Genomic DNA, 22,470 nt, shown 5'->3' with positions numbered 1-22,470 from the left:
AACGCGGCGACCGGACGGCAGGCCGCCGAAGCGTGCGTGTACTACCACGTACCTTTCGCGTCCACCTTTGAAACTTTTGTCCCGGCTTCGACGTTTTCGAACCGGCGTCGGGCGGCGGTCGGTCGCTCGGGCGATGGTCGAATGCTTGTGGGACGGTCGAACGCTCGGAGCGACGGTCATTCGGGCGAAGCGCGACCGGCCGTGCTCGCGGTGTCGTACCAACGCGTCGCGCACCGGAGGCGTATCACGGGGTTTGATAACGCCCTCGGACTTATTTACGGACTCAATCGATGCCTCCAGAAGGTCTCTTCGAACGAGCGGCGGACGACACGCGCACCGAAATCATGGAGGCGACGTACGAGGCGCTGACCGAGTACGGATACGCCGACCTCACCATCCAGCGCATCGCCGACGAGTTCGGGAAGAGCAAATCGCTCCTCTACCACCACCACGACGGCAAAGACGACCTGCTGACCGGCTTCCTCGAATTCGCCCTCGACCACTTCGAGGAGAACATGTCGCGGACGGAAGGCGACGGTCGGGCCGACGAGCGACTCGAGGGCCTGTTCGATACCCTCGTGGACCCGGACTCGGACGTGGACGAGGAGTTCCTCGGCGTCCTCGTGGAACTCCGCGCGCAGGCCGTCAGCCACGAGGCCTACGAGGACCAGTTCAGCAGGAACAACGAGTTCTTCCGCGACCACATCACCGGCATCATCGCCGACGGGATAGAGGAGGGCGTCTTCCGCGAGGTCGACCCCGAGCGGGCGGCGTCGTTCCTACTCACCGTCCTCAACGGCCGGATAACCGAGCGAGTCACGACGGAGAATCCGGCGACCGCCCGGTCGGTCCGCGCGGAACTGGACGAGTACGTCGAGACCCATCTCCTCGCCGACGGCTCGCGGTCGAATCGCGTCGCGTCGAGTGTCGAGGCCTCTTCGGGCCAGCCGAGCGGCGCGAGCGAGTAGCCGACTCGCTCCGTCGCCGAAACTCCCGTCGGTTCGGCGCGACCGCGGTCGCGCCGAACCGACCTACCACTCCTTGCAGTCGGCGCAGACTAACTCCCCGCCGCGCTCGCCGTCGGCCCGCCAGCGGCGCGCTACCGACTCGCCGCAGTCGGCGCACTCGCCGCCCTCCGGCGACCAGTCGAAAGTGGAGACGGCGGGGTCGGCGGTAGGTGGTTCGTCGGCGGCGGATTCGGCGTCGGCGTTCTCTGAATCGAAGGCGTCGAGCGATGCGTCCTCGGGCACGCACGGGTCTACGCAGGCCCCCGTCGTAAGGGTAGCGGAGACGGGGGATGGACGATATGGACGTATATAGATACGTTAAGAAAATAGATATAATTCCTATCCAAACCTAATTGTTTCTCTATAGAGAATCGCGCGAACCTCGTAACCGCAGAAGCACCTTCGAAGCCACTACTCCCGTCAACTACCCGAACGCAGACGAATCAAACAAGTACCCCCGCCACACACTTCCGGTATGGCGAGTATCATCCAGAACATCGTGGACATGGTTGGCTACTTCAGCGACGCCGCGTTCGCCTTCCCGACGTCCATCCTGCTCATGGCGATGGGATTCATCCTCGTGACCGGCTCGGTGCTTGTGTTCGCGTATCTGACCGCTGGCGCGGTGCTGGACCTGTTCATCCCCGAGACGGCGGGTCGTCGGCCGCCTCAGCAACGAGGCTGACCGCCGCTTTCGGGTCCGGGCCGAGCGGCGACCCGGCGACGAAGCTATCGGCGTACTCCAGCACACCACTAATTTTCTCCGCGGCGGTCTCCGGCGTGCCAGCGATGCAGAAGGCGTCTATCATCTCGGGCGTGACGGCCTCGAACGCGCCCGAGAAGTCGCCCGACTCGATTTTCGCGCCGATGTCCTCCGCCGCCTCGCGGTCGATTCCGTGGCGGTCGAGGACCGGCGGGGCGGAACCGCCGACGATGAACGCCACGGGAGGTCGGGCGGCCTCGCGGGCGGCCTCGGCCTCCTCGGCGACGCTGACGCTGGCGTAGGCCGCGAAGTCGAACGCCTCGCGGCCGCCTCGCCCGTCGGGGCGCTCCGCGAGTCCCTTCTCGACCTGCTGGTCGGCCCACTCGAAGTCCTTCGGATGAGAGGCGTTGACCAGCACGCCGTCGGCGTGTTTCGCGGCCATCCGAATCATGTGCGGCCCCTGCGCGCCGACGTAGACCGGAATCTCGGAGACCGCCTCGGGGTAGTTGAGCGCGGCGTCGGTGGCCTGAAACGTCCCGTCGTGGTTCACGCGCTCGCCAGCCCAGAGCTTCTGGGAGACTTTCATCGCCTCCAGCACCCGCCGGAGGGGCTTATCGCGCTCGAACCCGAGGTTCGTGAGCGTCGAGCGGTCGCCAGCGCCGAGGCCGCAGACCGCTCGGCCGTCGCTGACCTCGTCCAGCGTGGCGACTCGGGAGGAGAGCGAGACCGGATGGGTCTCGTAGGGGTTCGCCACGCCCGGCCCGACCCGGAGGTCCTCGGTCGCCGCGGCCACCCGGTCCAGCACCACGAATGGGTCGCGGTTGTTGTAGTGGCAACTGGCGAACAGCGCGTCGAAGCCCGACTCCTCGGCTTTCTGGCCGATTTCGACCAGCTCTCCGACGGGATGCTCGGGCGTGAGTTCAATTCCCAGCAAACTCCCACCCCCTGAGCGCCTGCCGGACGAAGTCGCCGTCAACGTCGCGGTAGAGGTTGTTACTGCCCTCGTGGTTGCCGAACTCCCAGTCGCGGACGACCGCCACCGGGAGGCCGTCGTCGCCCTCGCCGGTCACGAGGTTCGCCGCGGCCGCGAGTTCGTCCACGACCGCCTCGACCGTGACTTCGAGTTCGTGGCCGTCGCGGTCGGTCTCGCCCCGCCAGTCCCGACTCGCCGGGATGCCGGACCAGCCGAGCGCGACTCCTCGCTGACCGTGACGGAAGGGCCGCCCGGAGGTGTCGGTCACGACGACCGCGGGATTCGCGTCGAGATTCCGGCGAATTCGGTCGGCGCTCTCGCTCGGTCGCTCGGGGAGCAAGAGCAAATCGCTCTCTCCGTCCCCGACGTTCGACCGGTCGATACCGGCGTTGACGCCGACGTGACCGAACTTGGTGGCGGTCAGCAGGAAGGGCGCTTCCACGATAATCTCGGTACTCTCCTCCAGCACGGCCTGCGCGAACCGGGGGTCTTTCTCCTCGCCGGAAATCTCTTCGAGTCGTTCGGCGATTTCCTTCGCTCTAGGTCCCGCCGGGAAATCAGCGAGGTCGGCGCGTCGGCCCTCGGCCTTCGAGACGATGGTGCTGGCGACCAGCAGTACGTCGTCGTCTCGGAGATCGGCGCGCTCGGACACCAGCGAGGCGATGTCGTCGCCCGGCCGGACCTCGGGGAGTCCCGGTACCGCGAACACGTTCATGCCCGGAGGTTGGCGCGTGGACGGTAAAAACCCGCCCGAAACGGGCAAACGAGACAGAAATTCGACGGGTGTTCGAATTCTTCAGTTCGGATTCCGCTGCGGTCGGCGCGCGGGGATGCGCGCAGAACTGCGCGCATCCCTCGCGCGAGGGACGAGGACCGCAGGGTGTGAGCGAACGCGAACCCCGAGGAGCGCAGGAGGTTGGGGAGGACGAGGTGCGGTGGCGGGGCGGTGCGGTAGACTCCTGTGTTCAAGCCTGAAGCTAGCTTCCCTCTCCCTCGACCCACCAGCGAAAGACCGACAACTGACTCGTCCCATCGAAAGACCGACTCAAGGTCAGTCGCTACTTTCGATTTCCTCGTCCTCCGCGAACACCCGAACGTCCACCTCGCCCTCGATAATCTCGACGGTCATCATCGTCTCGCGCTCGGCGGGCGAGGCCCCGGTCGCGCTCCCCGGATTCAGGAACCGAATCCCCTCGATGTCGCCGTCTACGACTTCGTGGGTGTGGCCCGCCACCGCGATGCCCGGCCCGGCCAACTCTTCGCTGACGACCTCGGCGATGGTCTCCTCGTACTCCTCGGCCGTCGGGGCCGTGCCGTGAGTCACGACGAATGTCGTGCCCTGAATATCGACCGTGGCGACCTTCGGCAAGTCGAGCGACCCGGAGTCCATGTTCCCCGTGACGGCGGTGAAGCTCTCGCCCGCGAGGTCCGCAATCGTCTCGTAGGCCTCGGGACTGTCGAAGTCGCCCGCGTGGATGGTGTGGTCGGCCGTTTGAATCCGGTCGGCGACCCAGTCGGGGACTCGTCCTGCGCGCGATGGAATGTGCGTGTCGCTGACGATTGCGATTTCGGTCATACGCTCTCGTTCGGCTTCGGCCGGGAAAAACGTGGAGGCGGGCGCGACCGATTCGGCGCGACACCCCAGTGGTCTTTTGCAGGATGCGTCCGTGGATACCGACGGGGGTGTGGTGAATGCTATCACGAAGCAGAGAATCGACAGCAGTGCTGTTCACGGTCGTACTCCTCGCGTCGGGGGTTTCGGGGGCGACGCTCGGCGGCGCAGCGAGCGCGACGACTTCGACTGAGAATCTGGACGGGGCGAGTCCGGCCGCGAACGTACAGAACGGGCAGCAGAGTGCCGAGGAGTCCTGCGCGGCGACGCCGCCGGAGGACGGGGCGGACCCGGACTCCGACGTGAAGGGGTGGGAGAACGGGATTTGGTACGACGAATCTATCGACGTGAACCAAGAAGACGGAGTACAGCAGGACGAGCGCGAGGCAATCGTCGCGCGGACGATGGCCCGCGTCGAGGCGATTCGGTGCGTCGAGTTCAATCAGTCGGTGCCCGTGTCGGTCGTCAGCCGCGAGGAGTTCCGCCAGCAACAGGAGGGTCGGAACGCCTCGCCGGGGCTTCGAGCCTTCGATAACGTGAAGTTCGAAGCCCTACTCCTCGTCAACGAGTCGGCCGACTCCATCGCGGTCCAGAACCGGAACACGGGGAGCGGCGTCCTCGGCTACTACAGTCCGCGACAGGACGAAATCGTGGTCATCGCCGAGAGTCCCGAGGACCTCCGAATCGACGAGTTGACGCTGGCTCACGAACTGATTCACGCCTGGCAGGACCAGGAGTTCAACCTCTCGGGGGCCGAACTCGACTCGGACTTCCGCGACGAGGTCAACGCTATCAGCGGCGTCGTGGAGGGCGACGCCAGCTACGTCGAGACGCTCTACGAGCGCCAGTGCGGTGCAGGGTGGGAGTGTCTCGACCGCCCGGAGCGAGGCGGTGGCGGGCAACTCGCCAACATCGGCGTCTACCTCCTGAAGTTCCAGCCCTACAGCGACGGCCCGTCGTTCGTCCGGATGGTGCGCAACGTCGGCGGGTGGGACGCGGTCAACGCGCTCTACGAGAACCCGCCCGCGAGTACCGAGCAGGTCATCCATCCGCTCCGGTACCGGAGCGACCCGCCGACCAACGTGACGCTGACCGACACCGCGAGCGAGTCTTGGGAGCGCGTCCGAGCGCCCGACCGGGCCGGATACGCCCGCCTCGGCGAGGCCGGAGTGATGATGATGTTCGTCTATCCGTACTACGACAGTCGGGGCCAGACCCAAATCGTCCCGGCCGCGGAGTGGTTCGACTACAACCAGTCGGGCGAAGTCAGCGACTTCGACCCGCTGTCCTACGAGTCGAACTACTCGACCGGGTGGGACGGCGACCGACTCCACGTCTACGAGAACGACGCCGGGGAGTTCGGCTACGTCTGGCGACTGGCGTGGGACTCGCCCCAGCAGGCCCAGCAGTTCGTCGCGGGCTACCAGCGAGTTCTCAGATACTGGGGCGGCGAGCAGGTCGGCCCGAACGTCTGGCGAATCCCGCAGGGCGGCTTCGAGGACGCCTTCTACATCGACGTGAGCGGCCGAAACGTCACTATCGTCAACGCGCCGACCATGGGCCAGCTCTCGGCGGTCCGGTCGGACGTCGGCCCGATTTCGGCGGCGAACGCGACGACTGACGGCGGAGCGTCGGGCGACGAAACGGACGGAAACGAGACGACCGAACGCGAGACGACCGAGAACGAGACCACGACCGCGGCGGCGTAAGCCGGGGTCTCTTCTTTCGACCGCGACCGGGCAGGGGCTTCAGAAAACTCTTTTCGGTATTCTCGGTAATCGTTCTCGACAAACACCTCGACGCACAGACCGGAGTTTCAAGCCGCTCGGAAGTGACCTGTCGAGCATGGACGAAACCCACGTCGTCACCTGCTTCCTGCGGAATCGCGGCGAAGTGCTTCTGCTCCGGCGCTCCGAGGAGGTCGGTTCCTACCCCGGCAAGTGGGGCGGGATTGCGGGCCACGCCGAGGGCGACCCGAATCGGGCCGCGCGCGAGGAAATCGAGGAGGAGACGGGACTCCTCGACGCCTGTTCGCTGGCGCGAGAGGGCGTCACCTTCGAGTTCGATGATTCGGACTTAGAGACCAGGTGGGTCGTCCACCCCTACCTGTTCGACTGCGACCGGCGCGACCCCCGGACCGACTGGGAGACCGCCGAGTTCGAGTGGGTCCACCCGACCGAGATGCTGCGGCGCGAGACGGTGCCCCAACTCTGGACCTCCTACTCGCGGGTCGGCCCGACCATCCAGCAACTCGCCGGGGATTCGGACCACGGCTCCGCGTACCTCTCGGTCCGGGCGCTGGAGGTCCTGCGCGACAGGGCGGGGAGTTTCGCGGAGCGGGACCCCGACCCCGAGCGGTGGCCACAGCTCGCCGCCATCGCCGAGCGACTGCTGGACGCCCGGCCGAGCATGGCCGTGGTCGGGAACCGGGTCAATCGCGCGATGAGCGAGGCCGCGGAGGACGGCGGAAAGACGGCGTCGGCGGTCGAGGAGGCCGCCCGCGAGGGAATCGAGCGAGCGTTTCGCGCCGACGAGGAGGCCGCCGAGAACGCCGCCGACGAGGTTCGCGGCGCGTCGGTCCTGACCCTCTCGCGCTCGGGGACCGTGCTGGACGCGCTCCCGGCCGCCGACCGCGTGCTGGTCGCCGAGTCGCGTCCGGCCCGGGAGGGCGTCGGGGTGGCCGAGGAGTTGGCGCGAATGGAAGACGCCCCCGACGTGGCGCTCCTCACCGACGCCGCAATCGGGCACGTGCTGGCGACCGAGGAGGTGGACGCGGTGGTCGTCGGCGCGGACGCGGTGCTGCCGGACGGGCGCGTGGTGAACAAGACCGGCACTCGGGCCGCGGCGGTCGCCGCGACTCGGGAGGGCATCGACTGCTACGCCGTCGCCGCCAGCGACAAGATTCGGACCGACGACGAGGTCCATCTGGAGGACGGCGACCCCGGCGAAGTGTACGACGGAGACACCGGTATCGAAGTGTTGAATCCGACCTTCGACGTGACGCCCGCCGACGCGGTTTCGGGCGTGATTACCGAGCGCGGAGTGCTGAACGTCGAGGAAATCGGGGAAGTGGACAGAGAGTTGCAGCGTTTCTCGGGGTGGCGCGACGAGGAGTGTGAGTAGGCCGGGCCTTTGCGAGAGGTTCCGACCAAATACGTGCCCCTTTTGGGAATCGACCGCAGAGTACTACGTGGTGGTGATGACGAGCAGTTACCCCCACCGAGCCCCTTGTGACGAGGGATTTCCACCGAACCACCGTTCCTGACGAACCACGCTCTCTGAGACGGAAAGACAATTTCTATACACCACTATACAATTGTTTAGGGGTTGCAGAGTTATTCGAGGCGCAATCACCGCGACCTCGACTCCCGACCCCGAGTTCCCCGACCCGAAGATACAACCGCGCTCGCGCCGCAGGCGTCGGTATGGACCTCCAGCGTCTCGGAATCCACGAGTCCGTGAGCGCCGTCTTCCCGCCCGAGCGACTCCGCGATGCGCTCGACGACGCCGACCTCGCCGTCCCGGTCGTCGGCGACGACGAACTCGGCGACTGCGACGCGCTCGTCACCTTCGCGTACTCCGAGGTCTTTCTCGACGCCGACCTCGACTGGATTCACTCGATTCAGGCGGGCTACGACCGCTTCCCGCTCGACGCCTTCGAGGAGTCCGGCGTCGCGCTGACCAACAGCACGGGCATCCACGACACCAGCGTCGGCGAGTTCGCGGTCGGCCTGATGCTGTCGTTCGCCCGCCGCCTCCACACCTACGTCCGGGCGCAAGAGGACCACGAGTGGGGCCACCCCGCGTGGGACGAACCGTTCACCCTCGACGGCGAGCGCCTCTGCGTCGTCGGTCTGGGCACCCTCGGTCGCGGCATCGCCGAGCGCGCCGACGCCCTCGGGATGGAGGTCGTGGGCGTCCGGCGCTCGGGCGAGGAGACGCCCCACACCCGCAGGGTCTACACGCCCGAGGACCTCCACGAGGCGGTCGCCGACGCCAGATTCGTCGCGCTGGCGGTCCCGCTGACCGACGAGACCGAGGGACTGGTCGGTGCCGCGGCGTTCGCCGCGATGGACGACGACGCCTACCTCCTCAATGTCGCCCGCGGGCCGGTGGTCGTGCAGGACGAACTGGTCGCGGCGCTCCGTGATGGGGAAATCGCGGGTGCCGGTCTCGACGTGTTCGAGGAGGAACCACTCCCCGAGGACTCGCCGCTGTGGGAGATGGACGAGGTCATCGTGACTCCTCACCGCGCCGCCGCGGAGCGGGATTACTACCGGCACATCGCGGAGTTGGTCCGGACGAACGTCTCGCGGGTGGAGGAAGGAGAGGAGATGGTGAATCGGGTGGTGTAAGCAGTCCTAAGCAAATTTCTCTGTGAGCTTCTGGATAAATCGCTTTTTTTGCTCGGTGTTGTTATGCATCTCAACGTAGATTCCGCGACGCACTTCGTTCGGCTGTAGCATCTCCTTATCCCCTTTATGTGCAGGTTCTGTGTGGAGAATATACCGGGTGCGACCGGACTCACCCGGAAGGTCGGACTCGTCAAAATAGTCCTCGTCGTACAGGAAGCCGACGAAATTTCGAAGTTGTTCGGCCGCAGTTTCGTCGTCTCGAAGAATTACGTCGCCATTCTGTTTGGTGATTCCCGTCGTCTGTTCGACGTCCGTCCAGAAATCACCGGGCGATTCGGCTGTCTCACGCTCGACCTCGGCTTCGTCTTCGAGTTCGGCGACGAGATTGTCTACGAGCGTCTTCGCCTCGTTCTCGGCCTGTTTGGAAATCGAATCGCCGACTCGCTCGGCGATGATTCTGGCAATCTCCTCGGAGATCTCTTCCTTGTTCTCCCGAAGTTCGTTCTTCGCGCGGTCGATTTGGACGATTCGCTTTGCGATTTGCTCGGACTGCCCCGACTCGATGGAGTCCTTGGAGAGTGCGGAGAGGAGGTCCGACTTTTGGACGAGTCGTACGTCAAACCAAGAACAGACCCCTAGGAGAAGAACTTCAGCAGGTCGTCACGCTTGGCGTCGTGCAGGTGGTCCTTCACGGCCTCGTTCAACGCATCGACGTTCCCCCGTTTCGCGCTAATCGGCGCAATCGTGTCCTGCCACTGCTTCCACGGCGGATGCAGACCCAGCCTATCGCACAACTCGTTCAGGCGCTCGTCCTCGTCGTCCACCTTGTCCATCTTGTTGACCGCGACGACGACCGGGATGCCCACGTCCCGGAGGAAGTAGAACATCTCCACGTCGTAGGGGACCTCGTCCTCGCCCGAGTGGCGGTCGATGATGTCCACCGCGCTCTTGCCGTCCACCACGAGGACGCCCACGAGGATTTTGTCGGCGTTCTCCTCGACGTAGCGCACGATGTTGGTCTTGATTTGCTCGCGTTGCTCCTCGGGCACGCCGGACATGAAGCCGAACCCCGGCAGGTCGGTCAGCACGAAGTCCTCGCTGGCCCAGTCGTAGTGGTTGGGCGAGCGCGTGACGCCGGGCTTGCTCCCGGTGTCGAAGGTGTGACCGGTGATTTCGCGCATCAGCGTGGACTTGCCGACGTTCGACCGGCCGACGAAGACGACTTCCGCGTCGCGGTCCGGGCGACTCTCGAACATACCCGTAGTAGCCCGCGACGGGGTTTAACGGGTGTGGTTTCTGGAATCGGTCGCGGCCCGGTGGGGATTCGTGTCGCCGGGTTCCACCCCGTGCCACGGCTTATTTACCCCTTCCGTGCCTTCTGGAAGTCATATGCGGCTCGTGCAGGTTTCGATTCCGGCGGGTAAGCGAGAGTTGGTCTCGAACGTCCTCGAAGAGGAGGGCGTCGATTACATGCTGACCGACGAGACCAGCGGTCGAGAGTACACCGCCATCGCCTACTTTCCCTTGCCGACCGCCGCGGTCCAACCGATTCTGGACAAGCTACAGGACGCCGGACTCGGCGAGGACCCCCACGCGGTCATCATCGACGCCGAGACCGACACCTCCCGCCAGTACGAGGAGTTGGAGAAGCGATTCTCCGAGGAGAACTCCGACCCCACGACCATCGCCCGCGAGGAGATACGCACCGAGGCCCGCGAGATGACCCCCGAGTTCCCGACGTTCGTGGCGATGACCGTCATCAGTTCCGTGGTCGCCACCGCCGGGATGCTGCTGGACTCCCCGGCGGTCGTGGTCGGGTCGATGGTCATCGCGCCGCTCATCGGCCCGGCGATGGGCGCGAGCGTCGGCACCGTCCTCGGTGACACCCAACTGTTCCACCGCGGGGTCAAGTACCAGTTCATCGGCAGCTTCGCGGCCATCGCCTCGGCGGCGCTGTTCGCCATCGGGGTGCGCTACGGCTTTCTCGTCCCGCCGGGGACCGACATCCTGACCATCTCGCAGGTCAGCGGCAGGCTGACGCCGGACTTCCTCTCGCTGGCGGTCGCACTCGGCGCTGGCGCGGCGGGCGTCCTCAGCCTCGCCTCCGGCGTCTCGGTCGCCATCGTCGGCGTGATGATTGCCGCGGCGCTCGTGCCGCCCGCCGCCGCGGTCGGCATCGCAATCGCGTGGCAACAGCCGCTCGCGGCGGTGAGTTCGCTCGTCCTCGTCCTCGTCAACATCCTCTCCATCAACCTCGCGGGCCTCGTCGTCCTCTGGTATCTCGACTACGGGCCGAAAAGCTGGTTCCAACTCAACCAGACCCGGTCGACGCTGTTCAAGCGTGCCGGGATTCTCGTCGTCGCCATCGCCGTCCTCTCGCTGTTCCTCGGCGGCGTCACCTTCACCACCATCCAGAACGCCCAGTTCCAGAATCAGGTCCACGACGAGGTCGGGCAACTCGTCGGCCAGCAGGGGACGCCCTACGAGGAGGCGAAGCTGTTCGAGATGACCTTCGAGCAGGCCAGAGCGCTTCCGTTCGACCAGTCCCAGACGGTCGTCATCACCATCGGTCACCCGCCCGGCGAGGAGTATCCGGACCTCGCCGAACAGTTGAACAGACGCATCAGTCGGAACACCGACCACCCAGTCACCGTGCAGGTCCGGTACGTCGAGTACGAGACCGTCGGTTCGTGAGCGATACTGTCGGATGCCGTCGGTTCGTGAGTGAGACCGTCGATTGGTAGGTCAAATCGGCATTTCACTCATACAGAAATTTTTGTCGGATAGCGACGTACCGACTGGCGATGACGAGGAGAATACTCGCAGCAGTGGGGGTCGCGCTCCTGTTGGTCACCGCCGGATGCGCTGGCAGTTTCGCACCGACGACTGACGCGAGCGCACAGCCACAGCAACAGAACCAGCAAGCGCAGAATCAACAATCGCAGAGCCAGCAGGCACAGAACCAGCAGACGCAAACGCAGACTCAGCAAGCAGGGGAGGGCGGCAAGACGATCAGCGTCTCGTCCGCCGGGCAGGCCGAAGCCGAACCGAACCAAGCGGTCCTGCGAGTCGCGGTCCTCGCGCGAGGCGACGACGCCAACGCGGTCCGCGAGCAACTCGCCGAAAACGCCACGCAGATGCGCGAGGCCCTCCGGAACGCCAGCATCTCCGACGACCAGATTCGGACGGTCCGGTACGCTATCGACCAGGAGTACCGCCGAGACGACGGCGAGCGAGAGCCAGCCGGATTCCGGGGCATCCACGCCTTCGAAATCACGATTTCGGACGTGGACCGGGCGGGAGCCGTCATCGACGTGGCGGTCTCGAACGGGGCCAGTCAGGTCGATAGCGTCGAACTCACCCTCTCGGACGAGCGCCGCCGAGAGGTCCGGGCCGACGCGCTCCGGAACGCGATGGAGAACGCGCGGGCCGACGCCGACGTCGTCGCCGAGAGCGCGAACCTGACCGTCGTCGGCGTCCGCACCGCCTCGACCGGCGACGTGAGTTTCAGTCCGGTCAGAGCCGAGGCGCTGTCGGCCGACGCGGGCGGCGGCGGCCAGACCAGCATCGAGTCGGGTCCCGTGACCGTCAGCGCGCAGGTGTCGGTGACGTACAACGCGACCGGGTAGAAAACACCACGTCAGCGGGCTTCCGCCCGGTTTCAGGCGGTCGCTCGCTGGCGCTCGACGAACTCGACTTCGACGCTGACGCGCTGGTCGATTCGCCGGGAGAGTTGGCGCGCGATTTCGTCGGCCAGATTCGGATAGGGGCTGTCGGTCGGTCTGGCGACGACCACGGTCACGCGCTGGTTGGAGTCGAACGCGCCGCGGTCGTTGAACTCGGCCTGAATCGCACGCAGTTCGAGTTCGTCGTACTGTTCCTGCGAGAGCGCCTCGCCGACCGCCTCGTTGGTCGTGTTCTCGAACGCCATCTGCTGGAAGAGGACCGCCCCGGCTCCCGCGGCCGTCAGCAGGACGAGCGCGGTGGCGGCGATACGAACCGTCCGACTCGCCGGTCGGAGATTGTCGGGGGCGTGGGTCTGCCGGTAGCCGAAGAGTCGGAGGACGACGACGCCGACGACGTTGATGGCGAGGGTGTTGGCCACGAGGAGGCTTCCCGCGCCGAGCGCGACCTCCGGCTGACCCGCCGCCAGTCCGATTCCGACCGCGGCCGCCGCGGGAACGATGGCGGCCGCAATCATGACGCCGACGAGCGAGACCGGGAGCGCGGTCGCCAGACCGAAGGCTCCGGCGGCACCGGCCGCGAGCGCGACGACCAGCGAGAGCAGGCCCGGCGAGGCCCGCTTGGTGACTTGGGCGATTGTCGTCACGTCCAGCGCCGCGGGGACGACCCCGGTCGCCCGGAGCAGGCCCGTGAACACCAGCGCACCGACGACGGCGAGCGCGAGGCCGTAGAGTTGGGCGGCCCCGCCGTGGCGAACCATATCCCGGTCGTTCAGCACGACGCCGACGCTGGCGGTCATCGCCGACCCGACCAGCGGCGCGATGACCATCGACCCGACGACGATTGCTGGCGAGTCCAGCAGCAAGCCCGCGGTGGCGACGACCGCCGACAGCAGGGTCATCGCGTAGTAGGTCACGTCGTCGGGCGTCATGTCGAGGGCGGTGGCGCGAATCTCCTCGTGGGCGATTCGGCTGTCCTCCTCGTTGCCCTCGACGTACTTCTCCTCTAACTCGTCGTAGTGAGGCGTCTGTGCCGACTCGGCGGCGGCGACGACGGTGTAGTCGTCCTCGGAGAGTCCGGCGTCCCGCAGTTTGTCGAGGACCGTCTCGACCGCCTGCTTGGGGAGCGGAAACCGGATGAGGGAGGCGTCCCTGTCGGTCTCCTCGGCGGTGACGACGTAATCGACTCGCTCGTCTCGGAGGACGGCCAGCACGTCGTCGCGGCGCGAGTCGGGCACCAGAACTTCGACAATCCGCATCTGGCCGCCACGACTCGTTCCGGCACAAAGGTTCTTGCGCCCGAATCGGGCCTGAGCGCGCTTTGCCCGAATCGGGTCGGAGCTATTCGACCTGCAAACTGGGCCTGAACGCTTTTGGCTCGTAAAACCGTGGATTGCACGTGCGCTTAGTTCACGTCCTCGTCGCCGACGAGCGACGCGGCCCAGTCGTCAAGACGCTCGTCGAGCGCGACATCGAGTACGTCGTCCTCGAAGACGAGGGGGACGAAGTCCTACTGGAGTTTCCGATTCCGAGTGACGGCATCGGCGACGTGATGAACGCGCTCCGCGAGGCGGGTCTCGAAGACGAGAACTACACCGTCATGGGGAACGCCGAGACCGCCTCGACGCCGACGATGGAGACGCTGGAGAACCGATACGCCGACGACTTCGACCCGCTGACCCAGAAGGAACTCCGGTCGAAGACCCGCGACATGGCCCGCGACCAGTTCTCGTTCGTCTGGATGATATTCCTGAGCGCCGTCATCGCCACCGCCGGACTGCTGGTTGACTCGGCCGCGGTCGTGGTCGGGTCGATGGTCATCGCGCCGATGGTCGGACCGGTCCTCACCGCGAGCGTCGGCGCGGTCACCGGCGACCGGGAGATGCTGTTGGACAGCGTTCGCTTGCAGGCGCTCGGCCTCGGCGTCGCGGTCGTCGCGTCCATCGCGTTCGGCTACCTGCTCAAGACGTTCTCGTTCGTCCCGCAGATGCAGATTACGGCGCTCGCCCAGATTAGCTCCCGGGTCGCGCCGAGTCTCCTCACGGTCGCGGTCGGACTCGCCGCCGGGAGCGCCTCGGCGTTCGGCGTGACGACCAAGGGACCGACCTCGCTCATCGGCGTCATGATTGCGGCGGCGCTGATTCCGGCCGCCGCGGCGGTCGGCATCGCCACGATTTGGGGCTTCCCGGTCGTCGCGGTCGGGTCGCTGGTGTTGCTCCTCGTCTCGGTCGTCAGCATCAACCTCTCGGCGTTCGTCACGCTCTGGTATCTGGGCTACCGACCGGAGGGGTTCGAGCCGAACTTGCTGTCGTTCGAGGACAGCCGAGAGGCCGCTATCACCGGAGTGTTCGTCGTCGGGGTTCTCCTCGTCGCCGGATGGGCGGGGTTCGCCACCTACCAGCAAATTACCTACGAGCGTGCCGTCAATCAGGAGGTGAGTTCGGTCCTCGACAACCCGGCCTACGCGAACCTGACCTACGTCTCGACCAACACCCAGTACGGCTTCACCGGGAGTCAACTCACGACCGAGACCGTCACGGTTACCATCAGTCGCACGACCGACCGCGAGTATCCGGAGCTGGCGACCAGATTGCAGAACCGAATCGACTCCGCGACCGCGCAGGAGCCTAAAGTCAAGGTTTACTTCGTGGATTATCAGGTCGCTAACTCGACAGCAAGTGGCGGCTCGTAGCATTCTAGAAAAGGTTTAAGATAGTATATTACTGATTAAGTGCAGGTTCTTGTTTCCCACTCGGGTCAGAGTTGACTCGACTTGAGTGATTCTTCCCTATCGTGTTCCGAATACCAAACCCGGCCGACACTGCAGATTTACATGTCGTACTCACCAACAAAAACGCATGCCCGCCGACACCTCGTCGGACCTTTCTGGTGACGAAAACGAGGAGCCACGGCACGACGAACTCACCCGAGCGATAGAAGAGTTTGCAGCGGGAGAGACACCGACGACGGAAGAGGTCCGTAAGGCGTTCCTCTCGTAAAGCTGGATTACTCGTCGTCGAACGGCAGTTCGGGTTCGTACCCGACCGCCTCGACCGCCGCGTCCAGCACCTCGTCCACGTTCTCGTCGTTCTCGACGCTCATGTAGGCGTCCGCTTCCACGTCGGTCGAGAGGTCCGACTTGTTGGCGACCGTCAGCACCGGCACGTCTGCGAACCGCTCGGCGAGGGCGTCTCGAAGTTCCAACTGGTCTTCGAGGGGGTAGCCGCAGTAGCCGCTGGCGTCCACGACGAAGAGGATGGCGTCCGCGAGGTGGGTCAGCGCCGAGACGGCCTGATTCTCGATGTCGTTGCGCTCGTCCTCCGGGCGGTCGAGCAGGCCCGGCGTGTCCACGATTTGATAGCGGATGCGCTGGTGGTCGAAGTGACCGATTTGGACGCCCTTGGTCGTGAAGGGGTACTCCGCGATTTCGTTCCGGGCGTTGGTGACCTCGTTGACGAACGACGACTTCCCGACGTTGGGGTAGCCCGCGACCACGATGGTCGGCTCGTCGGGGTCGATTTCGGGGAGTCGCCGGAGGTCCTGGTGGGCTTGCCCCACGCGATTCAGGTCGTCCGATACCTCCTCGACGATGTCCGCGAGGCGGGCGAACGCCTGCTTGCGAATCTTGCGGTCCGCGTCGGCGTCTCCCGTCAACTTGCCCTGATACTCCCGACCGATGCTGTGGGTCTTGCGGCTGGCCCACTGGATTTCCGACAGGCTCTGTCGCAGTTCGTCCACGTCCACGATGGCGTCGGCGAGTTCGTAGTAGAAGGGGTCTATCACGTCGAAGTCCGGCCACTCCGCGGCGACGTTCTGGAGGTTGTCGCTCAAGATGTTGGATGCCGTCTGGAGCATCGACTGCTGGGCGTCCGCGCCGCTCTTGGCGCGTCCGGCCCGCGCGGCCCGCGAGAAGGCCTTGTCGATGAGTTCCTCCGACGTTGGTGTCGTCGGCAGGTTCTCGAAAATCATGGGCGTAGATAGGGTCTCGCGGGCTTAAAAGGGCGTCCATACGCGCCTCATAGATGGTCGAGAATCCGTCGCACGTCGGTGGCGTCGTGGGCGTCCCGTCGGTCGAGGTACGCTTTCGCTTCGGCGACGCTCTCCAGTCCCCGGAGTTCCGCCAAGACCTCTCCGGCGTCTCGGTCGTACTTCTGTACTGGTTCCCGGTCGTACCGGTGGTCCGTGATTTGGAACAGGTAGAAGACGTTGTACTCCGGAGGTTCGTCGGCGTAGACGCAGTAGGCCCGCATCACGTCGCCCGCTCTGAGCCGGTCGAGATTCTGGACGCCCTCGAACGGTTTCTCCACGAAAGTCTGTGGAGCGGGATGAGTCAGCGCGTCGTGCAAACGAGAGAGGAACCGTCGCTGGAGATTCGGTTTGTGGTTAAGTTTCCCGAAGAGCGACTTTTCGGCAGGAGTAGTGAAGACTGCGACGGTCTCGTCGGACGTGAGCGAGTGGATTCGGGGAATAGAGTGGCCACCTCGGCAGGCCACCTTCGTCCCGTTTCCGGACAAAAAGGCTCGGGTTAGTCTAGCTTCGATAGAATCTCTTCGAGCGACGCCGTGTCACCGTTTTTCGCCGCCTCGATACCCTTCTTCAGTGGGTGTTCCTTGCCCTCGTCACCGTCGTCAGCTTCTAACTCGTGCCGAGGCAGGTCCGATTCGCTCATCGTGACTACCGATTCTTCGCTCCGAGGTATAAAATTTCGCCCGAAATAGACTTTCACGGGCCGCTGACCGAACTTCGACTGCCAGCGATTCGTCTCGACTCTCGGAAACACGCTACCTCTAAGTACCACTCCATTTTACCACTGGGTGAATGAGCGACGAGAGCCGACAGACCACGTCTCAAACGCGAATCCCGGCACCGGCCGAAAAGCCAGTCGTACTCACCATCGCGGGGAGCGACTCCGGCGGCGGCGCGGGCGTGCAAGCCGACTGCAAGACCTTCGAGGCCCACGACGCCTTCGGGACGAGCGCCGTGACGGCCGTCACCGCCCAAAACACCCGAGGAGTCGAGTCCACGCACGTCCTCCCCGCCGAGGAGGTCGCGGCCCAAATCGACGCCGTGACCGGCGACTTCGACGTGCGAGCCGCCAAAACCGGGATGCTCGCCACCGCGGAAATCGTCCGCACCGTGGCCGAGCGCGCGGCCCGGGCGGAGTTCCCCGTCGTCGTGGACCCCGTGATGGTCGCCGCCTCGGGCGACCGACTCCTCAACCCGGAAGCCGAGGCGGCGTACGAGAACCTAATCGCCGAGGCCGCGCTGGTGACGCCCAACGCCGACGAGGCGGAAGTCCTGACAGGCGTGGCGATAGCGGGGACGGAGTCCGCCATCGAGGCGGGCGAGGAGTTACGGTCGATGGGCGCGGACGCCGCCCTCGTGAAGGGCGGGCACGTCCCCGGCGAGACAGTTCGAGACGTGCTGGTGACCGACGAGGGCGTCGAAATCTTCCGCCACCCTCGCGTCGAGACCGACGCGACCCACGGGTCGGGATGCACGCTCTCGGCCGCAATCGCCGCCCTCCTCGCGCGTGGGAACAACCTTAATAATACGGTCGAAGCGAGCGCAGACTTCATGGAGCGCGCGGTCAGGTACCATCTCGACGTCGGCGAGGGGCCGGGCGCGGTCCACCACGCCGTCGGAGTTCGGAATCGGGCAGCGCGCGAATCTACCGCCGAGGAGGTACGGGCCGTAGTCCAGAATTTTGTCGAAGCGGACGTGTCCGACCTCGTCCCCGAGGTCGGGATGAACGTCGTCGGTGCGACCCCCTACGCCGAGGAGACCGGCGAGACGGCGGCCGTCGAGGGACGAATCACCCGCACGTTCTCGGGCGTCAAACCCAACCGGGGCGTGCGCTTCGGCGCGTCGAGCCACGTCGCGCGCTTCCTGCTGGCCTGCCGGGAGTTCGACCCGGACCTGCGATTCGCCGTGAACTGCCGGTTCGATTCGGACGTGGAGGCCGCGCTGGATTCGCTGGATTGGGAGGTCGCCGAATACGACCGGGGGGCGGAGCCTGACGAGGTGAAAGAGCGCGAGGGGTCCACGATGCAGTGGGGTGCGCGACGGGCCTTCGAGTCGGTCGAGGAGACGCCGGTTGCGGTTCTGGACCGTGGCGAGGTGGGCAAGGAGGCGATAGTGAAGATGGTTGCGGAGGATGGACACGAGGTGACCGAGCGCGTGCTGGCGTTGCTGGACGCGCTCTAAGGGTCCGTCGGGGCGTCTATCCAGTTGTAGCACCGGAACTCCTCGCTCTCGCCCGCTCCGGTCAGCGCCTCGATGGGGACGAACCCCTTCCCGCCGCGCGCGCCGACCTTCTCGCCCTCGGGGTCGTCGGCGACGAACATCGCCTTCGCGCGCATCTGGACGGTGACCTCGAAGTCGCCGACGCCGTCCTCGCCGGGGTCGAAGGACAGCTCGGCCCCTTCGGGGGCGACCCCGAGCGTGACGTAGCCCTCGGGGGACTCGACCGCGATGTCGTGGCTGGCCAGTCCTCCGGCGAGGTCCTCGACCCACTCGCGTAACTCCTCGCGGTCGAGGTCGGCGTCGAGTTCGAAGCTCCCGTCGTCGGCAATTTCGCCCTCCTCGAAGACGAACTCGGGGTATTGGAGGTCTTCGGACGGGAGTTCGTGGTCGTCATTCTTCGTCTCTCCTCCAGTCTCGTCCTCGGTCTCCTTCTGCTCGTCCGTCACGTCGTTACCTTCGTTCATGAGTCAGTCGGCATACTTCAACAGCTTTAGTATTTTGACCTCTAAATCGAACACTTGGATCTCTAAGCGAGAGGAGTATCGAAAGATAAACGCCCCGTACCTATCTAAATTTTGGTACTATGGGTCGTCGGAGACGAAGACCGCCTCGATACGGGAGTGACCGCCGAGATTCGACGGGAACGTTTAGCTCATCGTCCGAGAGGACCGAACCACGACAAGACGCTATCGACCGCTTCGAACGAATGCTGGACATTCAGGTTTCGACGTTAGACGGAATTGATAACAAGTCTGCTCGCCTGATTAGTTTCGTTGGCGTACTTTTGGGTGTAATTGCGACCGTGGCGCGCATCCTCCCAACGATGACGAGTACGAGTGATTTTATTGATACCGGGTCGATTGCTGGCGCTTTCGCACTCGTTATCGGGGTATTTGGCCTGCTTATTTCGCTGGTATATGCCACGATAACATACTTGAGTACAAAATTTGATTACGGGTTAAGCGCCAATATCGCAGATAATCTGGCTCGAAAAAAGGACGTTCAACGGGAAACATATCGGACTGCTATCCTACGAGCGTACGCGGACTCGATCCGAGAAAATAGGCCCATTATCGACCAAAACGCGAGACGGTTTCGATACGCTCTCGCCGCACTCGTCGGGGCACTCTTTTCATTGATGTTTGCTGTAGGTTACTATCTAGTTTCGCTTCCGGATGCCGTTGAGCTGTCAACGCTGTTCTTCGGAGCTATCTTCGTCGGATCGCTTTGTCTTTATATACGCGACGAAGCATATTTAACGACAGACGAAGAAAACGAGGATACGGGTTAGTACCATGAGCCGTCGACTACAGAAAACGGACGATACGGAACTCACGTCTTCCGAGGAACGAGTTCGGGACCTTCTCGGGGACGCATGCTATATTGAAGATGGCGAAGTTCGTCCTACGAGAGAACAGCTAAGTAAGAGCGGCGGCGACAAGGACGAGTAGAAACCCTTTTGCCGACAGACTTCTGTGTGACCGTATTTGACTTACTCTAAGGACCGCTCGGACCTCTTGGCCGACCTCCACGCCGAACTCGAAGCGACCGCGGAGTTGCCCGTCGAGGCCCGAGCGAGTCAATGGCTCGGCGAGGCCGAAGCGGTCGCCGGGGATGCAGTCGGCGAGGAGGTCCCCGAGGCGGTCATCGAAAAGCGCGTCGGACAGGTCCGGATGCTCCTCTCGAACGTCGAGGAGACCGGGAGCGAGGCGGCCGACCGGCGAGTCGCGGCGGCGCGCGAGCTGGTCGAGGAAATCGAATCGAGGCTCTAGGCCTGCATCATCTCGCGGCAGGACTCGGCGCACGCCGCCACCACTTCGGCGCAGACCTGACAGTGGTCGTGGTCGTGACGACGGCACTCCTCGGCGCACTCCTCGGCGGCCCCGGCGGTGGCCTCGGCGAGTTCGTCGCTGTAGTTCGAGTTGCGCGCCATGAACCGGGCGTTATCGCTGGCGAGGTCGGCGACGTCCCGGCAGAGTCGGATGCACCGCGACATGTCCATCTCCTCGTCGAGACACTCGTCGGCGCACCACTCGCAGGCCTGCACCGCTTCGAGGCAGTTGTCCATGCAGTCGTTCTCCAGGTCGCTCAGGTCGAGTTCTGAAAGTGCCATCGCAATGCAGAGACACGGCGAAGACCGGAAAATCGATTGTGGCCAGTTCCGGAAAGTCTGGACACGGACGCACGCTCCCACTCCGGACTCGGTTCGGAGGCCCCTCGCCGTCTCCGAACTCGGTTCAGACGCCCATCTCCGTCCCCATCTCGGCGGGGTTCATCATCCCCTCCTTGACGCCGAAGTAGATGAGCAGGAGGTTGACCGGGTAGGCCGCGAGCAGGCCCATCGAGAGCGAGAACGCCAGTGCAGTCCAGAACAGTACGTCACCGATTCCGGCCTCGCCCGCGAGCCAGATGTCGGTGCTGATGGCGACGATTTCCATCACGGTGATGCTCGCCGTCTCCGAGTAGAAGGCGTCCCAGAGCGCCTCTTTCAGGCCGACGCCCTCCTGCATCAGCGGACCGACCGTCATCAGGTAGCCGAAGAAGTACGCCAGCGCGAAGGTGAGGACGAGAGTACCCGTGGTCTTGAACGCGAACAGGCCGATAGCGATGGAGAACCCGAGGACCTCGCCGGTGCCACACCCCGAGTAGCAGTGGCTGACCGACCGGAACGCCTTGCGCCACAGCGAGTCGTGGTCGATTTGGGTTCGGCCGGACCACCAGTACCCCGCGAGGCCGAGCGGGCCGGAGTACAGCACGGTGAAGCCCCAGACGAACTTCATCAGGCTCTCGATTTCGGAGTTGTTCTTCCAGAGGTCCCAGACGAGAACAGCGAGCGAAATGGCGACCAGTGTTCCCCAGCCCACCAGAAAGGCGGGATTCGTCAGAACGTTCTGTAACGCCTGCTGGATTCCCATATCGTGATGTACGGACTTCAGATTTTACGGGATTGTGGCTAGTCTACGCGTTCGCCGCGACGGTCGAACCCGTGTCGAAGGCGGCTCGCCCGGAAACGGTTCGTCTTCGAAACCGGACGGCGGAGATGGGTTTGGAATCGAAGGGGAAAGTGCGAAAAAGGAGACTCCCCTACTGGGAGACATGGCGAAACAAATCACCGTCGAAGGCATGAGCTGTGGCGGCTGTGAGGAGAACGTCGAGAACGCGCTGCGCGACCTGCCGGGCGTGACCGACGCCGAGGCCGACAACGAGACCGACAGCGTGACCGTGGAGGGCGACGCCTCCGACGAGGACCTCGTGGCCGCGGTCGAGGACGCCGGGTACACGGCGAAGGTCTGAGCGAGAGAATTGTATTCATTCTTTTAAGCAATATTTTTGTCTACTAGAGTTGGCCTTGTATTGTCTTTTGCCGTCTATCCAGACCAAAATAGCTATTTTCCCAAACTTTATCACTCGTCCCCGGACTATCTTCGACTGTCGGTAGACGACGACTAGGCTTCGACCGCGACCGAAAGTAGTAGTCGTTCACGCGAATGCTACGAAAAAGGTGTTTGGTTGAAGTCTATTCGACTATCGTCAGCACGATTCCGGCCATGAAAAGCGGCCAACCCAAGGGCATCCCACTGCCGATGAGGGTACAGCCGCCAACAATGAAGGCGGCCGGAATCTCCTTGCTACGTCGTGTCATCTTTGCTCTGGGCAGCGATTTCTCCGCACGCGACGATGCCCAGCGCCGCGTGCTACGAAAAACGAGTGAGGCGCTTCGGATAGTCTTTATTGTCTATCTTCCACGCCAGTTTTCTTCGTCGGTCGGTTCCCTCACGAACCCCGACCACTTTCACTCCGAACCCGTGCCGTTTTAGTCGGCGTCGCCCCTGTCTCTCGACTATGACTCTACTCGCGCATTCGCTCGTGGCTCTACTTGCAGGTTCGCCC

At 64.4% G+C, this 22,470-nt stretch carries 27 protein-coding genes; 14 read left to right on the top strand and 13 right to left on the bottom strand.

Features of this window, described 5'->3' with window-relative positions; genetic code table 11:
• Positions 1–290 precede the first annotated feature (290 nt).
• On the top strand, positions 291–968 hold the full coding sequence (locus tag EPL01_RS19165; protein WP_135826890.1) for a TetR/AcrR family transcriptional regulator: 678 nt from the start codon (positions 291–293) through the stop codon (positions 966–968).
• Positions 969–1,031: 63 nt separating this feature from the next.
• On the opposite strand, the gene EPL01_RS19160 is transcribed toward EPL01_RS19165, so the two are convergent.
• Positions 1,032–1,250: a DUF7573 domain-containing protein gene (locus EPL01_RS19160; RefSeq protein ID WP_135826889.1), complete on the bottom strand. Its 219-nt coding sequence runs from the start codon at positions 1,248–1,250 to the stop codon at positions 1,032–1,034.
• Between the two features lie 232 nt (positions 1,251–1,482).
• On the opposite strand from EPL01_RS19160, the gene EPL01_RS19155 reads away from it, so the two are divergent.
• The gene (locus tag EPL01_RS19155; protein WP_135826888.1) at positions 1,483–1,692 is read left to right on the top strand and encodes a DUF8024 family protein; all 210 of its coding nucleotides are present in this window, start codon (positions 1,483–1,485) and stop codon (positions 1,690–1,692) included.
• Here the strand turns inward: EPL01_RS19155 and EPL01_RS19150 are convergent.
• The 3 genes from EPL01_RS19150 to EPL01_RS19140 all read right to left on the bottom strand — a co-directional run bounded on the left by EPL01_RS19150 (position 1,646) and on the right by EPL01_RS19140 (position 4,259).
• Positions 1,646–2,644 carry a 5,10-methylenetetrahydromethanopterin reductase gene (locus tag EPL01_RS19150; RefSeq protein ID WP_135826887.1) on the bottom strand — a complete coding sequence of 333 codons (999 nt, stop codon included), beginning with the start codon at positions 2,642–2,644 and terminating at the stop codon, positions 1,646–1,648. The two genes, EPL01_RS19155 and EPL01_RS19150, sit on opposite strands and share 47 nt — an antisense overlap.
• The gene (locus EPL01_RS19145; RefSeq protein ID WP_135826886.1) at positions 2,631–3,398 is read right to left on the bottom strand and encodes a coenzyme F420-0:L-glutamate ligase; all 768 of its coding nucleotides are present in this window, start codon (positions 3,396–3,398) and stop codon (positions 2,631–2,633) included. Before EPL01_RS19145 ends, EPL01_RS19150 begins: the two co-directional genes overlap by 14 nt.
• Before the next feature lie 336 nt (positions 3,399–3,734).
• Positions 3,735–4,259: a metallophosphoesterase family protein gene (locus EPL01_RS19140; protein WP_135826885.1), complete on the bottom strand. Its 525-nt coding sequence runs from the start codon at positions 4,257–4,259 to the stop codon at positions 3,735–3,737.
• 116 nt (positions 4,260–4,375) lie between these two features.
• Between EPL01_RS19140 and EPL01_RS19135 the strand changes: the two genes are divergently transcribed.
• The 4 genes from EPL01_RS19135 (at position 4,376) to EPL01_RS19120 (ending at position 9,289) form a co-directional block, all read left to right on the top strand.
• Complete coding sequence (locus EPL01_RS19135) at positions 4,376–6,004, top strand: Hvo_1808 family surface protein (protein ID WP_210424195.1); 1,629 nt, start codon at positions 4,376–4,378, stop codon at positions 6,002–6,004.
• A gap of 136 nt (positions 6,005–6,140) precedes the next feature.
• Positions 6,141–7,418, top strand: coding sequence for an eIF2B alpha/beta/delta subunit family protein (locus EPL01_RS19130; RefSeq protein WP_135826884.1), 1,278 nt, complete (start codon positions 6,141–6,143; stop codon positions 7,416–7,418).
• A gap of 302 nt (positions 7,419–7,720) precedes the next feature.
• The gene (gene ddh, locus EPL01_RS19125) at positions 7,721–8,650 is read left to right on the top strand and encodes a D-2-hydroxyacid dehydrogenase (protein WP_135826883.1); all 930 of its coding nucleotides are present in this window, start codon (positions 7,721–7,723) and stop codon (positions 8,648–8,650) included.
• Positions 8,651–8,791: 141 nt separating this feature from the next.
• The gene (locus EPL01_RS19120; RefSeq protein WP_135826882.1) at positions 8,792–9,289 is read left to right on the top strand and encodes a hypothetical protein; all 498 of its coding nucleotides are present in this window, start codon (positions 8,792–8,794) and stop codon (positions 9,287–9,289) included.
• Here the strand turns inward: EPL01_RS19120 and engB are convergent.
• A complete protein-coding gene (engB, locus tag EPL01_RS19115; RefSeq protein WP_135826881.1) occupies positions 9,286–9,906 on the bottom strand; it encodes a GTP-binding protein EngB in 621 nt (206 codons plus the stop codon). The genes EPL01_RS19120 and engB overlap by 4 nt on opposite strands.
• A 133-nt stretch (positions 9,907–10,039) precedes the next feature.
• Here engB and EPL01_RS19110 point away from each other — a divergent pair, with 133 nt between their 5' ends.
• Together EPL01_RS19110 and EPL01_RS19105 are read left to right on the top strand one after the other, a co-directional pair.
• Positions 10,040–11,344: a TIGR00341 family protein gene (locus tag EPL01_RS19110; protein WP_135826880.1), complete on the top strand. Its 1,305-nt coding sequence runs from the start codon at positions 10,040–10,042 to the stop codon at positions 11,342–11,344.
• 110 nt (positions 11,345–11,454) lie between these two features.
• Positions 11,455–12,279 carry an SIMPL domain-containing protein gene (locus EPL01_RS19105; RefSeq protein ID WP_135826879.1) on the top strand — a complete coding sequence of 275 codons (825 nt, stop codon included), beginning with the start codon at positions 11,455–11,457 and terminating at the stop codon, positions 12,277–12,279.
• A gap of 32 nt (positions 12,280–12,311) precedes the next feature.
• On the opposite strand, the gene EPL01_RS19100 is transcribed toward EPL01_RS19105, so the two are convergent.
• Positions 12,312–13,592: a TIGR00341 family protein gene (locus tag EPL01_RS19100; protein WP_135826878.1), complete on the bottom strand. Its 1,281-nt coding sequence runs from the start codon at positions 13,590–13,592 to the stop codon at positions 12,312–12,314.
• A 140-nt stretch (positions 13,593–13,732) separates the two neighbouring features.
• On the opposite strand from EPL01_RS19100, the gene EPL01_RS19095 reads away from it, so the two are divergent.
• Both EPL01_RS19095 and EPL01_RS21865 read left to right on the top strand, forming a co-directional pair.
• Positions 13,733–15,025: a TIGR00341 family protein gene (locus EPL01_RS19095; protein ID WP_135826877.1), complete on the top strand. Its 1,293-nt coding sequence runs from the start codon at positions 13,733–13,735 to the stop codon at positions 15,023–15,025.
• 166 nt (positions 15,026–15,191) lie between these two features.
• Positions 15,192–15,332, top strand: a complete 141-nt coding sequence (locus tag EPL01_RS21865; RefSeq protein ID WP_168215957.1) for a hypothetical protein — start codon at positions 15,192–15,194, stop codon at positions 15,330–15,332.
• Positions 15,333–15,339: 7 nt separating this feature from the next.
• Here the strand turns inward: EPL01_RS21865 and EPL01_RS19090 are convergent, their stop codons facing one another.
• The 3 genes from EPL01_RS19090 to EPL01_RS21860 form a co-directional block, all read right to left on the bottom strand.
• Positions 15,340–16,302: an NOG1 family protein gene (locus EPL01_RS19090; RefSeq protein WP_135826876.1), complete on the bottom strand. Its 963-nt coding sequence runs from the start codon at positions 16,300–16,302 to the stop codon at positions 15,340–15,342.
• Between the two features lie 47 nt (positions 16,303–16,349).
• Complete coding sequence (locus EPL01_RS19085) at positions 16,350–16,640, bottom strand: hypothetical protein (protein WP_135826875.1); 291 nt, start codon at positions 16,638–16,640, stop codon at positions 16,350–16,352.
• Positions 16,641–16,858: 218 nt separating this feature from the next.
• Positions 16,859–17,002, bottom strand: coding sequence for a hypothetical protein (locus tag EPL01_RS21860; RefSeq protein WP_168215956.1), 144 nt, complete (start codon positions 17,000–17,002; stop codon positions 16,859–16,861).
• A gap of 149 nt (positions 17,003–17,151) precedes the next feature.
• Between EPL01_RS21860 and thiD the strand changes: the two genes are divergently transcribed.
• Complete coding sequence (gene thiD, locus EPL01_RS19080; RefSeq protein WP_135826874.1) at positions 17,152–18,540, top strand: bifunctional hydroxymethylpyrimidine kinase/phosphomethylpyrimidine kinase; 1,389 nt, start codon at positions 17,152–17,154, stop codon at positions 18,538–18,540.
• Here the strand turns inward: thiD and EPL01_RS19075 are convergent.
• On the bottom strand, positions 18,537–19,043 hold the full coding sequence (locus tag EPL01_RS19075; protein WP_135826873.1) for a hypothetical protein: 507 nt from the start codon (positions 19,041–19,043) through the stop codon (positions 18,537–18,539). The two genes, thiD and EPL01_RS19075, sit on opposite strands and share 4 nt — an antisense overlap.
• Before the next feature lie 242 nt (positions 19,044–19,285).
• Between EPL01_RS19075 and EPL01_RS19070 the strand changes: the two genes are divergently transcribed.
• Together EPL01_RS19070 and EPL01_RS19065 are read left to right on the top strand one after the other, a co-directional pair.
• The gene (locus EPL01_RS19070) at positions 19,286–19,870 is read left to right on the top strand and encodes a Pycsar system effector family protein (RefSeq protein WP_135826872.1); all 585 of its coding nucleotides are present in this window, start codon (positions 19,286–19,288) and stop codon (positions 19,868–19,870) included.
• 196 nt (positions 19,871–20,066) lie between these two features.
• The gene (locus tag EPL01_RS19065; protein WP_246045759.1) at positions 20,067–20,351 is read left to right on the top strand and encodes a DUF8152 family protein; all 285 of its coding nucleotides are present in this window, start codon (positions 20,067–20,069) and stop codon (positions 20,349–20,351) included.
• On the opposite strand, the gene EPL01_RS19060 is transcribed toward EPL01_RS19065, so the two are convergent.
• On the bottom strand, positions 20,348–20,692 hold the full coding sequence (locus tag EPL01_RS19060) for a four-helix bundle copper-binding protein (protein ID WP_135826871.1): 345 nt from the start codon (positions 20,690–20,692) through the stop codon (positions 20,348–20,350). The two genes, EPL01_RS19065 and EPL01_RS19060, sit on opposite strands and share 4 nt — an antisense overlap.
• A 124-nt stretch (positions 20,693–20,816) precedes the next feature.
• Positions 20,817–21,494, bottom strand: a complete 678-nt coding sequence (locus EPL01_RS19055) for a DUF4396 domain-containing protein (RefSeq protein WP_135826870.1) — start codon at positions 21,492–21,494, stop codon at positions 20,817–20,819.
• Positions 21,495–21,675: 181 nt separating this feature from the next.
• Here EPL01_RS19055 and EPL01_RS19050 point away from each other — a divergent pair, with 181 nt between their 5' ends.
• Positions 21,676–21,873, top strand: coding sequence for a heavy-metal-associated domain-containing protein (locus EPL01_RS19050; RefSeq protein ID WP_135826869.1), 198 nt, complete (start codon positions 21,676–21,678; stop codon positions 21,871–21,873).
• A gap of 223 nt (positions 21,874–22,096) precedes the next feature.
• On the opposite strand, the gene EPL01_RS22525 is transcribed toward EPL01_RS19050, so the two are convergent.
• The gene (locus EPL01_RS22525) at positions 22,097–22,222 is read right to left on the bottom strand and encodes a hypothetical protein (RefSeq protein ID WP_281275389.1); all 126 of its coding nucleotides are present in this window, start codon (positions 22,220–22,222) and stop codon (positions 22,097–22,099) included.
• Positions 22,223–22,470 lie beyond the last annotated feature (248 nt).

Source organism: Halorussus ruber (genome assembly GCF_004765785.1).
Taxonomy (GTDB): domain Archaea; phylum Halobacteriota; class Halobacteria; order Halobacteriales; family Haladaptataceae; genus Halorussus; species Halorussus ruber.
Note: the sequence above shows the minus strand (reverse complement) of the source record. Positions and strands in the feature narration are given on the sequence as shown.

Bases quoted from the DNA above. Each gene is read 5' to 3' on its own strand.
- EPL01_RS19165 (WP_135826890.1), top strand. From the start codon at position 291: ATGCCTCCAGAAGGTCTCTTCGAACGAGCGGCGGACGACACGCGCACC.
- EPL01_RS19155 (WP_135826888.1), top strand. From the start codon at position 1,483: ATGGCGAGTATCATCCAGAACATCGTGGACATGGTTGGCTACTTCAGC.
- EPL01_RS19145 (WP_135826886.1), bottom strand. From the start codon at position 3,398: ATGAACGTGTTCGCGGTACCGGGACTCCCCGAGGTCCGGCCGGGCGAC.
- EPL01_RS19140 (WP_135826885.1), bottom strand. From the start codon at position 4,259: ATGACCGAAATCGCAATCGTCAGCGACACGCACATTCCATCGCGCGCA.
- EPL01_RS19135 (WP_210424195.1), top strand. From the start codon at position 4,376: ATGCTATCACGAAGCAGAGAATCGACAGCAGTGCTGTTCACGGTCGTA.
- EPL01_RS19130 (WP_135826884.1), top strand. From the start codon at position 6,141: ATGGACGAAACCCACGTCGTCACCTGCTTCCTGCGGAATCGCGGCGAA.
- ddh (WP_135826883.1), top strand. From the start codon at position 7,721: ATGGACCTCCAGCGTCTCGGAATCCACGAGTCCGTGAGCGCCGTCTTC.
- engB (WP_135826881.1), bottom strand. From the start codon at position 9,906: ATGTTCGAGAGTCGCCCGGACCGCGACGCGGAAGTCGTCTTCGTCGGC.
- EPL01_RS19110 (WP_135826880.1), top strand. From the start codon at position 10,040: ATGCGGCTCGTGCAGGTTTCGATTCCGGCGGGTAAGCGAGAGTTGGTC.
- EPL01_RS19105 (WP_135826879.1), top strand. From the start codon at position 11,455: ATGACGAGGAGAATACTCGCAGCAGTGGGGGTCGCGCTCCTGTTGGTC.
- EPL01_RS19100 (WP_135826878.1), bottom strand. From the start codon at position 13,592: ATGCGGATTGTCGAAGTTCTGGTGCCCGACTCGCGCCGCGACGACGTG.
- EPL01_RS21865 (WP_168215957.1), top strand. From the start codon at position 15,192: ATGCCCGCCGACACCTCGTCGGACCTTTCTGGTGACGAAAACGAGGAG.
- EPL01_RS19090 (WP_135826876.1), bottom strand. From the start codon at position 16,302: ATGATTTTCGAGAACCTGCCGACGACACCAACGTCGGAGGAACTCATC.
- EPL01_RS21860 (WP_168215956.1), bottom strand. From the start codon at position 17,002: ATGAGCGAATCGGACCTGCCTCGGCACGAGTTAGAAGCTGACGACGGT.
- thiD (WP_135826874.1), top strand. From the start codon at position 17,152: ATGAGCGACGAGAGCCGACAGACCACGTCTCAAACGCGAATCCCGGCA.
- EPL01_RS19075 (WP_135826873.1), bottom strand. From the start codon at position 19,043: ATGAACGAAGGTAACGACGTGACGGACGAGCAGAAGGAGACCGAGGAC.
- EPL01_RS19070 (WP_135826872.1), top strand. From the start codon at position 19,286: ATGCTGGACATTCAGGTTTCGACGTTAGACGGAATTGATAACAAGTCT.
- EPL01_RS19060 (WP_135826871.1), bottom strand. From the start codon at position 20,692: ATGGCACTTTCAGAACTCGACCTGAGCGACCTGGAGAACGACTGCATG.
- EPL01_RS19055 (WP_135826870.1), bottom strand. From the start codon at position 21,494: ATGGGAATCCAGCAGGCGTTACAGAACGTTCTGACGAATCCCGCCTTT.
- EPL01_RS19050 (WP_135826869.1), top strand. From the start codon at position 21,676: ATGGCGAAACAAATCACCGTCGAAGGCATGAGCTGTGGCGGCTGTGAG.
- EPL01_RS22525 (WP_281275389.1), bottom strand. From the start codon at position 22,222: ATGACACGACGTAGCAAGGAGATTCCGGCCGCCTTCATTGTTGGCGGC.